We start from the raw sequence: 13,050 nt of genomic DNA, 5'->3' as shown, positions 1-13,050 counted from the left end.
ACCCTGCTGTCGGCTCGCCGAGCCCGCAAGGAGCTAGCGCTTGAGGTTCGTGAGCTCCTGCAGCACCTCGTCGGACGTGGTGATGATGCGGGCGTTGGCCTGGAAGCCGCGCTGCGCCACGATCAGGTTCGTGAACTCCTGGGAGAGGTCGACGTTCGACATCTCGAGCGAGCCGCCCTGGAGGGTGCCGAGGCCGCCCTCGCCGGGTCCGCCGAGCTGAGCGTTGCCCGAGTTGACCGACTGGCGGTAGTTCGATCCGCCCGCCTTCTCGAGTCCGCCCGGGTTGACGAACGTCGCCAGCGCGATGCGGCCGACGGACTGCTTGTCGCCGTTCGAGAAGAGCCCGATGAGGGTGCCGTCCTGCGAGAGGGTGAACGACTGCAGCGTTCCGGCCTGCTTGCCGTTCTGGTCCTTGAAGGCGACCGTGGTGAGGTCGGCATACCCGGTCACGGTCGACAGGTCGACCGTGATGCCGCCGATCGGCAGGCTGCCGCCAGCGGTCAGCACGCCGTTGGTGAAGGTGAGGGTGCTGTTGGCGGTGGCGCCGTTAGCGTCGACGCCCGCGACGTCCCAGCCGCCGGCCGTTCGGGTGAAGGTCAGCGTCAGGTCGCGCGAAGCGCCGTTGGGGTCGAACACCTTGACGTCGCGCACGAGCTGGTCGCCCACGGCAGCGGTCGACGGCAGGTTGCCGGAGACGCTGGCGGCCGAGGTGGCCGCTGCGGGCGTCACGGCCTTCAGCGGGATCGTCACGTCCGTGAGCGCGCCGCCCTGCTGGACGACGCCGTTGACCGCGTTCCAGCCCTGGAGGATGGCGCCGCCCGGTCCGACGAGGCGGCCCTGGGCATCCGGATCGAACGAGCCAGCGCGGGTGTACTGGATCTGGCCGCCCACGTTGACCGCGAAGAAGCCGTCGCCGTTGATCATGATGTCGGTCGACCGGCCGGTGGCCTGCGTGGCGCCCTGCGTGAAGTTGGTGGAGATGCCGGCGACCAGCACGCCGAGGCCGATCTGGGCCGGGTTGGTCCCGCCGGCCTGGGCGCCCGGGCCGCCGGCGCCGCGCACCAGCTGCGAGAGCGTGTCCTCGAACTGCACGGCACCCGACTTGAAGGCGGTCGTGTTGACGTTGGCGATGTTGTTGCCCGTGACGTCGAGCATGGTCTGGTGCGACCGGAGGCCGGAGATTCCGGAGTAGAGCGAGCGGAGCATGATGCTGCCTTTCGTGAAGAGGCCTGAAGAGGTCTGTTGGCTGTGACGTGCGTGAAGCGAGGTCAGGTCGTCGGAGGAGTTGTGGGAGTCGCCGGCGGGGTGGCCGGCGGAGTCGTCGCTGGCGGAGTCGTGGCGGGCGGAGTCGTCGTCGGGCTGACCACGCCGGAGATCGAGTCGAGCGGGATCTTCTGGTCGCCGATCGTGACCACCGGCACGGCCCCGGCATACGAGACCGAGCTGGCGAGACCGGTCTGGCTCACGCCGTCTTTGTCGAGGTAGCTCACCGTGTGACCGACGAGGTTCGCCGCGGCGATTCGCATCTGGAGGGCGAAGTTCTCGGTGTTCGTCGAGTCCATGCTGGTGAGTTTCTCCATCATGGACAGCTGCGTCGTCTGCGAGATCATCTGGTTGGTGTCCATCGGCGAGCTCGGGTCCTGGTTGCGCAGCTGGGTGACGAGCAACTGCATGAACGCGTCACTGTCGAGGGTCTGTTTGGGCTGCCGCGTGGGCAGGGTCGAGTAGATGCCGCCGGTGGAGGCGGTGTCGGTGGTTCCGGTGACGGGATCGACGGCCACGGTGGCTCCCTTCTGTTCGGTTGTTCGTGCGGATGGTGCGGGTCGTGAGGGCGGGTTCGCCTAGGCGATGAGGTCGATGCTGTGGGCAGCACCGTCCGGGCGGGGGTTCTGGGTCTGTCCGGGGTCGGACGTTCCGGATGCGCGCGGCGCGGTCGCCCGGTCCTCCGGTTCGGGGGCGGGCGCGTTCCAGCCACGCTGCTCGTCGCTCTGCGGCGACGGCTGGTTCTGGGACGACAGGTCGAGCGTTCCGCTCAGTCCGGCGCCGGAGAGGTCGCGGCGCAGGTCGGTGAGGATCGATCGGAGGGCATCACGCCCCGTCTCGGTCGGAGCGAAGAGCTCGACCCGCACGCCTTCGGGCCCCACGTGGGCGCGAACCGTGACCGGCCCGAGCGTGTCGGGGGTGACGTGCACGGTCATCACGTGCTCGCCGCTCCCGGCGGACGCGAGGGTGAAGATCGGCCGCGCCAGCTGGGCCGGCAGTTCTGCGGCGTGCGTCGGGGCAGCGGGTGCCGCCGGCGGGGTGGGCGTCTGGGGTCCGGATGCTGGCACGACCTGCTGCGTCGGCACGATGCCGGATGGCTGGACGGTCGGGACGGCGGGGGCTGTTTGCGCCGGCTGATCGGCGCGGGACGTAGCCGCCGTGGGAGCGGCGTCGGACGCCCGGCCTCCGACTCCGGAAGCGCCGGTCACTGGGGCCGACATCGCGGTGTCGTTGCGGCTCGCCGGCTGGGTCGCGCCGGGGGTGGCGGGCAGTCCTGCTGGAGAGGGGCCGGACGCTGCTCCGGCAGTCGGCGCGGCGGCGGGCGGGGCGCTTGCCGAGTCGGCGGCAGAGCCGGCGGTCTCGGCAGACCCGGCAGACCCTGCCGCGGCATTGGTCGCCGCGGCCTGACCGGAAGTCTTCGTCGCACCGCGCGCGCTGAGGTCGCTGTCGGCGGCGGGCTTCACCCCCGCGGCGAGTACCGCGTCGGCTGTGGCTGCCGAGGCCGTGCCACCGGCCGCAGCGGCCACGGCCGCTTGCGCGGGAGCCGCTTGCGCGGGAGCAGTGGCCGCGCCGTCGGCCGTAACGGTCACCACCGGTGCCGTCGTGGCGGCGTTCACGGGGAGGGACGCGGTCGTCGCTGCCACGAGCGCTGCGCCCGCCACCCCCGCCGACGATCCGTTCGCCGGCGCCGAGGTGCTCGCGGCCGACGTCGAGGCGGGGAGCACCGGCGACGTGGCGCCCGCGGTGGCCGCCGCGACGGTCACCGCGACCCCCGCCGCCAATGCGCCCGAGCCGGCAGCGGGCGCTGACGCTGACGCTCCGTCCGGCGTGGTCGCAGCGGACGCACTCTGACCCGCAGGGTCCGACGTCGAGGTCGCACCGGTGGTCGGAGCGGGGCTGTGAGCGGCAGCATCGTGGGGCGCGCGAGCACTCGCGGCCGGTGCGGCCGACGCGGCTGCAGCATCCGGCGCCGGATCGCGGTGAGCATCCTTCGCAGCGGGTCTGCGCTTGTCGCCGACCGGCTCGTGCGCTTCCGACGCACCCTTCAGGAACTGACCGAACGCATCCGCGCGCCCCGACGTCGTGCGCGAGGCGGCCGCCGAGGGGCCGGCCTGCGAGGCGGGCGCCGGCGCGGGCGCCGTGACGACCGGGCTCATACGGAGCCTCCCGACAGCATCGACGAGAACAGTGCGCGCAGCATGGCCGCCTGGTCGCTGGAGACGCCTCCCGCACCCGTGCCTCCCGAGCCGAGCAGGCTCGACCCGATGCCTCCCGAACCGAGCAGACTCGACGCGATGCCGCCCGAACCGAGCAGGCTCGACGTTCCCCCGCTCGCAGACGCGAGGAACGACGCCGCCGAGTACGCCGACGCCGTCGACGCGGTGGACGCGGTCTGCGGCACCACCCGGCGGATCGTGTCGATCTCGGAGTCGTCCATGTACGCCTCGACCAGGCTCACGTTCTTGCCTTCGCGCGGGGCGTGGATCACTTTGTGGTCGCCGGCGTAGATCAGGATGTGCTCGCCGCCGCCGGTGACGATCAGGTCGCCGGGCTTGGCCTGCGCGAGGGAGGGGACCTCCGTGCCGAGTTTGGCCTGACCGGACACGAGTCGGGGGACGTCGATGCCGAGGTCCTTGTAGACACGCTGCACGAGGCCGGAGCAGTCGAGGCCGCTCGACGTGGTGCCGCCGAACACGTACGGCACGCCCAGGTACTTCTTCGCGTCGGCGACCACATCCGCGCCGGTGACGGTTCCACCTCCGAGGAGGGAGCCCGCGTCGGCGGCGCCGGTCGCGGCCGCCACTCCGCCCGCACCGGTCGTTCCGACGGCGCTCGACAGCGCGGCGGCGAAGTCGGTGGCCGAGGCTGCCGACCCGGCCGACGAGGCCGACCCGGTTCCCGCGGTCGAGCCGGTGCCGGTCAGGTTGTCCAATTGCACCAGCGTCGCCTGGATCTGCGCGATCCTGCTCAGCGCATCCGTGATCGTCATCCTTCGCTTCCTTTCCGTTCGCGCACCCAGGCGCCGGTCGCGGCTTCGTCGATCGCGGCCTGCTCAACTGTCAGATCGAGGGCCGTGAGCTCGGCGCGATGCCGGGTCTCGAGCTTCTCGAGCCCGACCGCTTTGGCCTTCGCCGCGCTGAAAGCGGCCTGTGCTTCCACGGCGTCGTGCTCCACCCGTTCGGCCAGTGCGGCGAGATCGGCCAGCATGCTCCGGCTGGAGGCCCGGGCCGCGGCGACGGCGAACAGCGAGCTGACGTCCGTCGTCTCCACCGTGACGTTGTGCAGTGCCGCGATCGCCCGCGCCTGCTGCGATCCGACATCCCGTCGCAGCGCGTTGGCGGCCGCGAGGTCGCTCGCTGCGTGCTCCTTCTCGATCTGACGCAGCCGGAGCAGGCCGGCCAGCGGGAACGTGCGGGCCATCACGCACCTCCGGGGTTGGGGACGGTTCGGGAGAGCAGCGCTACCAGCGCGTCGAGTTGCGCCCATGCTTCGGCGGCGGTCGCCGGCTCACCGAGGCTCTGCCGCAGAAAGCTGTTGATCGCGTCGTCGTTGACGACCGCCGCGTCGACCTTCGGGTTGCTGCCCGGTTTGTAGGCGCCGACGTCGAGGAGGTCCTGCGCGGCGACCTTGGCGGCCAGGATGCTCCGCAGACTCACGGCCGTCGCCCGCTGCCCCTGCGTGGTGACGCGCGACGCCAGGCGGGAGATCGAGCCGAGCACGTCGACGGACGGAAAGTGGCCGACCACTGCGAGCCGCCGATCCATCACGACGTGGCCGTCGAGGATCGAGCGGGCGGCGTCGGCGATCGGCTCGTTGTGGTCGTCCCCGTCGACGAGCACCGTGTACATGCCGGTGATCGAGCCGACCTCGCCGGTGCCCGCCCGTTCGAGCAGCTGTGCGAGCAGCGAGAACGTCGAGGGCGGGTAGCCGCGGGTCGCCGGAGGTTCTCCGACCGAGAGGCCGATCTCGCGCTGCGCCATGGCCACACGCGTCAGGGAGTCCATCATGAGCATCACGTGCGCACCCTCGTCGCGGAACGATTCGGCGATGCGCGTGGCGACGAACGCGGCCCGCAGCCGCATGATCGCCGGCTCGTCCGACGTGGCGACGACCACGATCGAGCGCGCGAGACCTTCTGCGCCCAGGTCGTCTTCGAGGAATTCGCGCACCTCGCGGCCGCGCTCCCCCACCAGCGCGATCACCGAGACCTCCGCCTCCGTGCCGCGCGCGATCATCGACAGCAGCGAGGACTTGCCGACGCCCGAGCCGGCGAACAGGCCGAGCCGCTGGCCGCGTCCCACAGTGACGAGGGTGTCGAGAACGCGCACGCCCAGGCCGAGCGGGGTGTCGATGCGCGCCCGGCGCATGGCCTCCGGCGCACGATGGTCGAGGGACACGTAGGCGTCCGGCTCGATCGGGCCCTTGCCGTCGACCGGCCGTCCGAGAGCGTCGATGACGCGTCCGAGCATCCCGCGCCCGGTGGGTACCAGCATGGGGGTCCGGGATGCTCGCGCAGGAGCGCCGGCCGCCACCCCTGTGAGCCGTCCGAACGGCATGCACCGGATGCGGTCCTGCGCGGTCGCGACGACTTCGGCGTGCACACCCGGGTTCTCGCCGATCATCACGAGGTCGCCGATGGCCGCGTCGATCCCGCTGACCTCCGCACCGAGCCCGACGACGCTGGCGACGCGCCCGACGCGCTCGGTCCGCGCGGCCCGCACGGCCGCATCCCACCGCTCGCCGAGCGCCGACAGGCGTTGAGGGGCGTCGAACGCATCGAAAATGCCCGATTCTCCCTGCGTTCGCCACCCTTCGACGGCTTCGGCGCCTCTCACGAGAGGGCCTCGCGGGCTCGGGCGAGGGCGGCTCCGATGCGTGCATCCAGCCAGCCGTCGGGGAGCTCGCCGATCGCGTCTCCGCGCCCGAGGGACGGGTCGGCGACGAACCGGACAGCGCTGTCGTCCGCTCCGGTCGCGCCAACGCCCGCGGCCCCGGCGGCGCCACCGAGCTCGTCCAGGTCGTCCGGGTTCAGCCGAACAACGCCGACGACGCCTCTCACGTCGCCGTCGAGCGCTCGCGCCACCGCGCCCCGGGCCGCCGCCAACCGATCGGCCAGCGCGTTCCCGACCACGGACTCCGCGAGCTCGAACGCTGCGTTGACGAGCGCGGTCTCCGCCTCGGCCAGCACGGGCACAGTGCACTCGCGAAGTTCGACGGCCGCCGATCGCAGCGCGTTGACGAGCAATGCCACCCGCTGGGCCGCGATGTCGATCTCGACCGCGCGTTCCGCATCCGCCGCCTCGACCCAGGCCGCCTGCTCGACGGCCGCGGCGCGCAGGCCGTCGGCGTAGCCGGAAGCATATCCGCGCGACCGGGCGGCCGTGGCCGCGGCATGCGATTCCGCCGTCTCGGCGAGCACCGGGATCGGGAAGGGCGCGAAGACGGATTCAGTCGACATACGCGTCGTCTTCGGTGCGCTGCACGGTGATGGCGCCCTCGGCTTCGAGGTCGCGGATGGAGCGGACGATCTCGGCGCGCGCGTCCTCGATCTGCGAGACGCGCACCGGTCCCAGCACCCGCACCTCGTCCTCGAGGATCTCGCGGTTGCGCTCGGACAGGTTGCCCGTGATGGTCTCGATGACCTGTTCGCTCGAGCCCTTCATGGCGATGGCCAGAATGGCGGCATCGACGCCGCGCAGCACCAGCTGCACGTCGCGCGCCTCGAGCTTCACGATGTCGGCGAAGGTCAGCATGCGCGAGCGCACCTCTTCGGCGAGCTCGGGGTTGCGGCGTTCGAGAGCCTCGAGCAGGGCCTTCTCCGTGCTCGCGTCCGCCCGGTTGATGATCTCGACGAGCGGCTGCACGCCGCCCACGACGTCCGACCCCTCGCGGGAGCCCACGACGGCAGTCGCGCGCTGCTTGAGGGTGTCGGCGACGACGCGCACCGCATCCGGGCTCGCGCTGCCCATGGTGGCGATCGCGTGTGCCACCTCGGTGCGCGTGTCCTCGTCGAGGCCGGCCAGCACGCGCGAGGCGTGCTCGGCGCGCAGGTGCGCGAGCACGAGCGCGATGGTCTGCGGCAGTTCGCCGGCGAGCAGCATCTGGATCTGCCCCGGTTCGACGACGTCGAGGAACTCGAACTGCTTCCCGGCCATCGTCGAGGCCACCCGGTTGAGAACGCCAGTGGCCTTCTCGGCTCCGAAGGAGGCTTCGAGAAGGCCGACCGCGATGTCGCGGCCTCCGCGCGTCGACATCCCGCCGCGGACGGTGAGCTCATGGAACTCGTCGATCGCCCGCTCGGCGACCGTCGGGTCGACCCGCCGCAACCGGAGGATCTCCGCGGTGATCTCGTCCGCTTCCTCTTCCGAGAACTGCTTCATCACCTGAGCCGCGGCCTGCTGATCCATGTTCATCAGCACGACCGCCGCCTTCTGCGGACCGGTCAGTGGCGCCTTGAGGTCGTTCATACACCCTGCCGATCCATCAGACTGCGCAGGAACTCCGCGGTCTTCTGCGGGTCGCGCTCGGCGAGGGCCTCGATGTCGGCGCGACGGCGGTCGGGCTCGAGCTCGGGCGAGACGGGCGCCGGGTCGAGCAGCATCGGCACGGTCGGCGCCGACTGCTCGATCGCGATCGGGAACGGCGAGGCGTCGAGGGCGAGCGAGTCGGCCTCGCCGAGCAGCGCTGCATCCTCGGCGGCACGGCGCCGGCCCCGGCGGAAGAGGAGGAAGGCGATGATCGCGGCGGCCACGACGGCAGCGGCGATGATCGAGGTGCGGATGATGCCGTTGAGCTGGTCGGCTGTCGCGGCGTCCTTCGCCTCCTGCAACGCTTTGGCGGCCTCTGTCGCGCCGGCCTTGCTGAAGCCGACCATCTCGACACTCACCGAGTCGCCGCGGGCCGTGTTGATGCCGGCGGCCGCATTGACGAGGTTGGTGATCTCGGTGGAGCTCACGCCACTGACCGCATCCTTGTTGAGGGCGACCGACACCGTCTGGCGGTTGATGGCGCCGGCCGGGATCGTGCGCTGCTCCGTGACCTTGTCGACCGCGTTGTCCTTGGTCGACGACTCCGAGTTGAACGAACCGTTCCCGTTCGCGGTGCCGTTCGGTACGGCGATGTTGTCGGGCCCGAGAACTCCGGCTGCCGAGCCTCCGGTGCCGGTGAAGGTCTCTTTGGTGTTGGTCTCGCTGAGCGACGGCGCGTTCGTCGGCGTCGTGAACGTCTCCTCGGTGCGCTGCGCGGACTGGTTGCTGACGTCAGCGGCGACCACGACGGTCGCGTTGCCCGGACCGACCACCTTGTCGAGCATCGCCTGCACGGCGGTGCGCACCCGCGTCTCGTAGTCGCTGGCCTGCTTGTCCGCTCCACCGGTCGCGCCGGTGCCGACGGCGCTGAGCACGGTTCCGGATGCGTCGATCACCGCGACATCGGTCGGCTGCATCCCGGTGATGGCTGCGCTGGTCAGGTGCACGATCGCCTGCACCTGGTCGCTCGAGAGGGTGACGCCGTTCTGCGTCTCGACGAACACGGACGCCGTCGGGTCCTTCTTCTCCGAAACGAACACGGTGTCCGCCGGGATCGCGAGGCGGACGGATGCCGTCTTGACGCCTTTCATCGCGCTGATCGTCGAGCCGAGCTCGCCTTCCATCGCGCGCTTGTATGTGACCGACTGCTGGAACTCCGACGACGTCACGCCCATCTTGTCGAGCAGCGAGTATCCGCCTGCATTCGACGTCGGCAGGCCTGCGGATGCCGCCTTGAGCCGCTCGTCGTACACCTTGTCCTGCGGCACCAGGACCGTGCCACCGCCGTCGGTGAGCTGATAGGGCACGCCGTCGGTCTTCAGCTGGTCGACGATGCTGGAGGCGTCCGACGCGGCCAGCCCGGAGAACAGCGGAGTGTACTGGGGCTGGGTCGCCCACATCGCCAGCCCGGTCACGCCGAGGGCGAGCACGGCCACGCCGATGATCGCGATCGTGCGCTGGGCGAACGAGAACCCACGGATCGTGTCACCGATCCGCCGGAAGAAGCTCGTGACCTGCTGAGGCATCAGGCCTGCATCCTCATGATCTCGTTGAACGCGTCGACGGCCTTGTTACGCACACCCGCCACCAATTCGAGCGTCACCTGGGCGCGCGTCGAGGCGAGCGTGGCGTCGTGGATGTCGGTGAGGTCGCCGGTGACGGCCTTGACCGCGAGCGTGTCCGAGGTGGACTGCAGCTGCTGCAGGTTGTCGACGGCGCCGCTGAGCGCGTTGCCGAACGACGCGCCGCCGGTCGCGGCGGTTCCGGATGCGGCAGTCGCGTTGAGCGCGCTGGCCGGGTCGAGCGCGCCGACGGCTCCGATAGCGGGGATGGTCATCAGTTGCGTCCGATCTCGAGTGCTGCCTGGTAGGTCTCTTTGGCGCGGTCGACGACGCCGGCGTTGGCCTGGTAGCCGCGCTGCGCCATGATGAGCGCACCCATCTGCGACGACAGGTCGATGTCGGGGTACCGCACGTACCCTTTCGCGTCGGCGATGGGGTTGCTCGGTTCGTACACCAGTCGACCAACGGCGTCTCCGTAGGCGGCGCCCGCGACGTAGACGCCGGTGACGCCCTGCCCTTCCTGGGCTTCGATGTACCGGGCCTGGAACGCCGGGCCGCTGGTCGGCTTGGCGGTGTTGATATTGGCGAGGTTGTCCGAGATGGCGTCCAGCCACTTGCGGTGCAGGGTGAGCCCCGTGCCCGCGATCCCGATCGCGTCGAATGTCATCAGCTGGTCCTCAGGGCCGCGCGGATCGCCGTGAACTGGTTGCCGGCCGCCTGCGAGGCGAACTGGAAGCGCAGCACGGTGTCCACATTGGACAGGGTCTCGGTGTCGAGGTTCACGTTGTTGCCGTCGAGCCGCGTGGGCTCGAGCGACCGCCCGGTGGTGGCCGCCGCGTGGCCGTCGCCGTTGGCGACCGACTGGGCGAGAGCATCCTCGAACGACACCCGCTCGGCCGTGTAGCCGGGGGTGTTCACGTTGGCGATGTTGTTGGCGATCGCACGCTGGCGCGCGGCGAGGCCGTCGAGAGCGCTGGCCAGCGCGGCACTTGTCACGGATTCGAGCACGGTGGCACCTCATCGGGATTCGACAGTGGTGGTCGGCCGATCCATGGCCAGGTCATTGAGCGATCCGTGCTCATTGACTGCTATCGGCAGCCGGCGAGCAGACGTTAGGGAGATGCCGAAAACTGCCTCTCCAGGCGCCCTCCCCCGGGCCCGTGACCCCGGTTTGCCCACAGAGTCATCCACAGCACTCCACACCGGTGGAATTACACGGCGGTAATTTCGAACAAAGCTTCGAATAGCCATTCTTCCGAAGGAAACCCCCGGTCACACCATATTTCCATCGCGACACTCCCGGATGCAGTCCTGTATCCCGCGCGTGTCCTCCACACGTCCGAGGGCGTCATCCACCAGTTCTCCCCAACGTTATCCACAGGCTGTACGCATCGTGTGAGAAACGGGCGCGATCCGACATCGCGACGGAGGATTCCAGGGCACCGCGAACGGGGCGACCTCGCCCCTCGGATTGCGGACTAACCGATCAGATCGAAGTACACCGGATGCGCGCTCGGCTCCGCGGGCGGAACGGAACGCACGGCCGCGAGGTGCTTGGCCGTCGTCTGGCGGACATCCTCGAGATAGCGGATGGTGTGCAGCTGGGCTTCCAGGAGGCGCGCCGCACGCTCGACCAGTTCGGGCGGGATCGGGCCGAGCGCGATCGGCGGGCGCCAGGGCACGGGATCGATCTGGGCGACGGCGCGCTGCAGATCCTCCTCGACGCGGGTGAGAGCGTGATGCCAGTCGCGCACGAGTTCCGGCCCACCGGAGAACTCCAGGTGAGCCTCAGGCGACCCCAAGATCACGGCCCTCTCCGATCGAGGCTGCCGACGGGTCCCAGCGCGACGCACGCGGCGTGGATCCTGCGGTGAGTCGCGTCGCCTCGGCGCCGTCGGCCGGCAGCATCGCCGCCGCCTCGTGCCACGTGTCGCGCAACGGTTCGATGAGCGAGATCGCCTCACGCACCCCCGCGGCGTCGCGGTCGATGTTGGACGTGACGATGAGGTCGGTCACGTACGTGTAGAGCTGGAGCAGGCCGTCCGCGCCGTCCCACGCGTCCACCTTCAACGTCGAGGCGAGCTCCGCCACGATCTGGTCGGCGTGACGCAGGTTCTCCCACGCGCTGGGCCAGTTCTGCGCGTCGAGTGCGGCCTCGCCGCGGGTGAGGTCGAGCACGAGCCGGTCGTAGAGCATCGTGAGCAGGCGGACCGGCGAAGCCGAGAGCACAGCGTCGCGGTTGTAGGCGTCGATCTTGGCGGCAGCGCCGTTCATGAGGCTCATGCGGAACCGGAGGAGAGGCCGGAGAGCTGACCGGTCAGCCACGAGGACTGCGACTGCAATTGCTGCAGCTGCACTTCGAGGTTGGAGTAGGTGTGCTCCAGGGTGGTGCGCCGGTCGGCCAGGCGCGAGTCCCATTCGAGGATCTGATCGTTGAGGCCTTTGACCATCGACTGCTCGCCGTTGATCTTCGAGGTGATGATGCCGCTGAACTTGTCGCTCAGCACGTTCGAGGCGTCGGCGACGCGTCCGGCGACGGTCTGGAGCGCCGCCTTGGCCGCATCGGGGTCCGCCGCGATCGCCGCTGCGAACTTGTCCTTGTCGAAGGTGATCTCGCCCGTGCTCGTCATGCTGATGCCGTAGGTCGACGGAGAGATCCCGTTGATCGGCGTCGAGACGGCACTCGCGAGCTTCGAGGTCACATCGCGCGCCGTCGAGTCGCCGGTGAAGGCCCCGCCGGTGACCGTCGTGCCACCGGCCGAGTCGGTTCCGGTCGCGACCGCGTTCTTCTGGTTGATGAACGTGAAGATGTCGTTCAGGCTGCTGACGAGCGAGTTCGCCACATCCGAGATGGCGCTGTCGTTCCTGGCCACTGTCAGAGTGACGGGGGTGGCGGATGCCGCGGTCACGGTCATCGAGACGCCCGGCAGCACGTCGGAGAACGTGTTCGTCGACGAGGTGACCGTCTGCGCGGCACCCGTTCCCGCCCAGAGCGTGACCTGGGCATCCTGAGCGGCTCGCACCTGGGCGGCGCCCGGGTCGCTGAGCAGGTTGGCGGCCGTGCCGGCGGTGACGTCGGCAGGGGTTCCGCGGTACATGGTGAACGCTCCGGCGGCGCCCGTCTTCGTCGAGCTGAGCTGCAGGCGGTAGAGCGGCTGGCCGGTCGACGGGTCGAGGCCGGCCGAGACCCGGGTGGCGCTGACGCCGACGCCGGCCGTGTTGATCGCGGCGGCGACATCGGCGATCGACGAGCTGGCGGCCGTGATCTGCTTCATGGTGCCGTCGGCCGCCACGAAGGTCAGAACCGGCGGCTGGTCGGGCCACTGGGTGAGCGGACCCGTCACGGTGACCTGCGCCTGAGCGAGGCGGTCGACCGTGAAGTCGAGGTTTCCGTCGGTCGCGCCCGGACCGGCGGTGGCAGTCACACCGGCCGAGCTGCTGGTCGCGGTGTGGAGGTCGACTCCGGCCGGCTTCGAGGTCTTCGTCGCCAGGTCGGCGAGCGCCGCCACTTTGGTGTTGAGGGCCTGCATCGCCGTGATGTAGGTGGTGGAGTCGGTGACCTTGCTCTTGAGCAGTGTCTGCGGAATCGCTTCCGCCTGCATCAGGCTGTTGATCAGCGACGTTGTGTCGAGCCCGCTGATGAGCCCGTCGACGGCCATTCCCATGCGGAGGTCCCTCCCTCGATGCTGCGGTGGTGC

At 70.2% G+C, this 13,050-nt stretch carries 15 protein-coding genes; all 15 read right to left on the bottom strand.

The features are described from left to right. Window positions 1–33: 33 nt before the first annotated feature. The gene (locus ACFVV5_RS00690) at window positions 34–1,206 is read right to left on the bottom strand and encodes a flagellar hook protein FlgE (protein ID WP_387237390.1); all 1,173 of its coding nucleotides are present in this window, start codon (window positions 1,204–1,206) and stop codon (window positions 34–36) included. Between the two features lie 62 nt (window positions 1,207–1,268). Further along, window positions 1,269–1,781 carry a flagellar hook assembly protein FlgD gene (locus ACFVV5_RS00685; protein ID WP_387237387.1) on the bottom strand — a complete coding sequence of 171 codons (513 nt, stop codon included), beginning with the start codon at window positions 1,779–1,781 and terminating at the stop codon, window positions 1,269–1,271. Window positions 1,782–1,841: 60 nt separating this feature from the next. After that, on the bottom strand, window positions 1,842–3,419 hold the full coding sequence (locus ACFVV5_RS00680; RefSeq protein ID WP_387237383.1) for a flagellar hook-length control protein FliK: 1,578 nt from the start codon (window positions 3,417–3,419) through the stop codon (window positions 1,842–1,844). After that, the gene (locus tag ACFVV5_RS00675) at window positions 3,416–4,252 is read right to left on the bottom strand and encodes a C40 family peptidase (protein ID WP_387237380.1); all 837 of its coding nucleotides are present in this window, start codon (window positions 4,250–4,252) and stop codon (window positions 3,416–3,418) included. Before ACFVV5_RS00675 ends, ACFVV5_RS00680 begins: the two co-directional genes overlap by 4 nt. After that, a complete protein-coding gene (locus ACFVV5_RS00670) occupies window positions 4,249–4,683 on the bottom strand; it encodes a hypothetical protein (protein WP_387237378.1) in 435 nt (144 codons plus the stop codon). Before ACFVV5_RS00670 ends, ACFVV5_RS00675 begins: the two co-directional genes overlap by 4 nt. Next, on the bottom strand, window positions 4,683–6,017 hold the full coding sequence (locus ACFVV5_RS00665; protein ID WP_387238781.1) for a FliI/YscN family ATPase: 1,335 nt from the start codon (window positions 6,015–6,017) through the stop codon (window positions 4,683–4,685). Before ACFVV5_RS00665 ends, ACFVV5_RS00670 begins: the two co-directional genes overlap by 1 nt. Window positions 6,018–6,094: 77 nt before the next feature. Continuing rightward, entirely contained in the window at window positions 6,095–6,721 is a 627-nt protein-coding gene (locus ACFVV5_RS00660) for a FliH/SctL family protein (protein WP_387237375.1), read from the bottom strand. Then, window positions 6,711–7,730 carry a flagellar motor switch protein FliG gene (gene fliG / locus ACFVV5_RS00655; protein ID WP_387237372.1) on the bottom strand — a complete coding sequence of 340 codons (1,020 nt, stop codon included), beginning with the start codon at window positions 7,728–7,730 and terminating at the stop codon, window positions 6,711–6,713. Before fliG ends, ACFVV5_RS00660 begins: the two co-directional genes overlap by 11 nt. Beyond that, window positions 7,727–9,316 carry a flagellar basal-body MS-ring/collar protein FliF gene (gene fliF / locus ACFVV5_RS00650; RefSeq protein ID WP_387237369.1) on the bottom strand — a complete coding sequence of 530 codons (1,590 nt, stop codon included), beginning with the start codon at window positions 9,314–9,316 and terminating at the stop codon, window positions 7,727–7,729. The genes fliG and fliF overlap by 4 nt, the downstream gene beginning before the upstream one ends. Beyond that, complete coding sequence (fliE, locus tag ACFVV5_RS00645; protein ID WP_387237367.1) at window positions 9,316–9,627, bottom strand: flagellar hook-basal body complex protein FliE; 312 nt, start codon at window positions 9,625–9,627, stop codon at window positions 9,316–9,318. The genes fliF and fliE overlap by 1 nt, the downstream gene beginning before the upstream one ends. Further along, the gene (locus ACFVV5_RS00640; RefSeq protein WP_387237364.1) at window positions 9,627–10,019 is read right to left on the bottom strand and encodes a flagellar basal body rod protein FlgC; all 393 of its coding nucleotides are present in this window, start codon (window positions 10,017–10,019) and stop codon (window positions 9,627–9,629) included. The genes fliE and ACFVV5_RS00640 overlap by 1 nt, the downstream gene beginning before the upstream one ends. Further along, window positions 10,019–10,360 (bottom strand): flagellar basal body rod protein FlgB, encoded by a 342-nt coding sequence (locus ACFVV5_RS00635; RefSeq protein ID WP_387237361.1) that lies wholly within the window; start codon window positions 10,358–10,360, stop codon window positions 10,019–10,021. The genes ACFVV5_RS00640 and ACFVV5_RS00635 overlap by 1 nt, the downstream gene beginning before the upstream one ends. Window positions 10,361–10,830: 470 nt before the next feature. Continuing rightward, window positions 10,831–11,160: a hypothetical protein gene (locus ACFVV5_RS00630; protein WP_387237358.1), complete on the bottom strand. Its 330-nt coding sequence runs from the start codon at window positions 11,158–11,160 to the stop codon at window positions 10,831–10,833. Continuing rightward, window positions 11,141–11,635 carry a flagellar export chaperone FliS gene (gene fliS / locus ACFVV5_RS00625; RefSeq protein WP_387237355.1) on the bottom strand — a complete coding sequence of 165 codons (495 nt, stop codon included), beginning with the start codon at window positions 11,633–11,635 and terminating at the stop codon, window positions 11,141–11,143. Before fliS ends, ACFVV5_RS00630 begins: the two co-directional genes overlap by 20 nt. Next, on the bottom strand, window positions 11,632–13,017 hold the full coding sequence (gene fliD / locus ACFVV5_RS00620) for a flagellar filament capping protein FliD (protein WP_387237352.1): 1,386 nt from the start codon (window positions 13,015–13,017) through the stop codon (window positions 11,632–11,634). Before fliD ends, fliS begins: the two co-directional genes overlap by 4 nt. Window positions 13,018–13,050 lie beyond the last annotated feature (33 nt).

This window comes from Leifsonia sp. NPDC058248, assembly GCF_042881905.1.
Classification (GTDB): domain Bacteria; phylum Actinomycetota; class Actinomycetes; order Actinomycetales; family Microbacteriaceae; genus Leifsonia.
Note: the sequence above shows the minus strand (reverse complement) of the source record. Positions and strands in the feature narration are given on the sequence as shown.

What these genes read in the sequence shown, in the direction of transcription:
- ACFVV5_RS00690 (WP_387237390.1), bottom strand. Translation starts at nt 1,206, where the DNA reads ATGCTCCGCTCGCTCTACTCCGGAATCTCCGGCCTCCGGTCGCACCAG.
- ACFVV5_RS00675 (WP_387237380.1), bottom strand. Translation starts at nt 4,252, where the DNA reads ATGACGATCACGGATGCGCTGAGCAGGATCGCGCAGATCCAGGCGACG.
- ACFVV5_RS00670 (WP_387237378.1), bottom strand. Translation starts at nt 4,683, where the DNA reads ATGGCCCGCACGTTCCCGCTGGCCGGCCTGCTCCGGCTGCGTCAGATC.
- ACFVV5_RS00680 (WP_387237383.1), bottom strand. Translation starts at nt 3,419, where the DNA reads ATGAGCCCGGTCGTCACGGCGCCCGCGCCGGCGCCCGCCTCGCAGGCC.
- ACFVV5_RS00640 (WP_387237364.1), bottom strand. Translation starts at nt 10,019, where the DNA reads ATGACATTCGACGCGATCGGGATCGCGGGCACGGGGCTCACCCTGCAC.
- fliD (WP_387237352.1), bottom strand. Translation starts at nt 13,017, where the DNA reads ATGGGAATGGCCGTCGACGGGCTCATCAGCGGGCTCGACACAACGTCG.
- fliF (WP_387237369.1), bottom strand. Translation starts at nt 9,316, where the DNA reads ATGCCTCAGCAGGTCACGAGCTTCTTCCGGCGGATCGGTGACACGATC.
- fliG (WP_387237372.1), bottom strand. Translation starts at nt 7,730, where the DNA reads ATGAACGACCTCAAGGCGCCACTGACCGGTCCGCAGAAGGCGGCGGTC.
- fliS (WP_387237355.1), bottom strand. Translation starts at nt 11,635, where the DNA reads ATGAGCCTCATGAACGGCGCTGCCGCCAAGATCGACGCCTACAACCGC.
- ACFVV5_RS00660 (WP_387237375.1), bottom strand. Translation starts at nt 6,721, where the DNA reads ATGTCGACTGAATCCGTCTTCGCGCCCTTCCCGATCCCGGTGCTCGCC.
- fliE (WP_387237367.1), bottom strand. Translation starts at nt 9,627, where the DNA reads ATGACCATCCCCGCTATCGGAGCCGTCGGCGCGCTCGACCCGGCCAGC.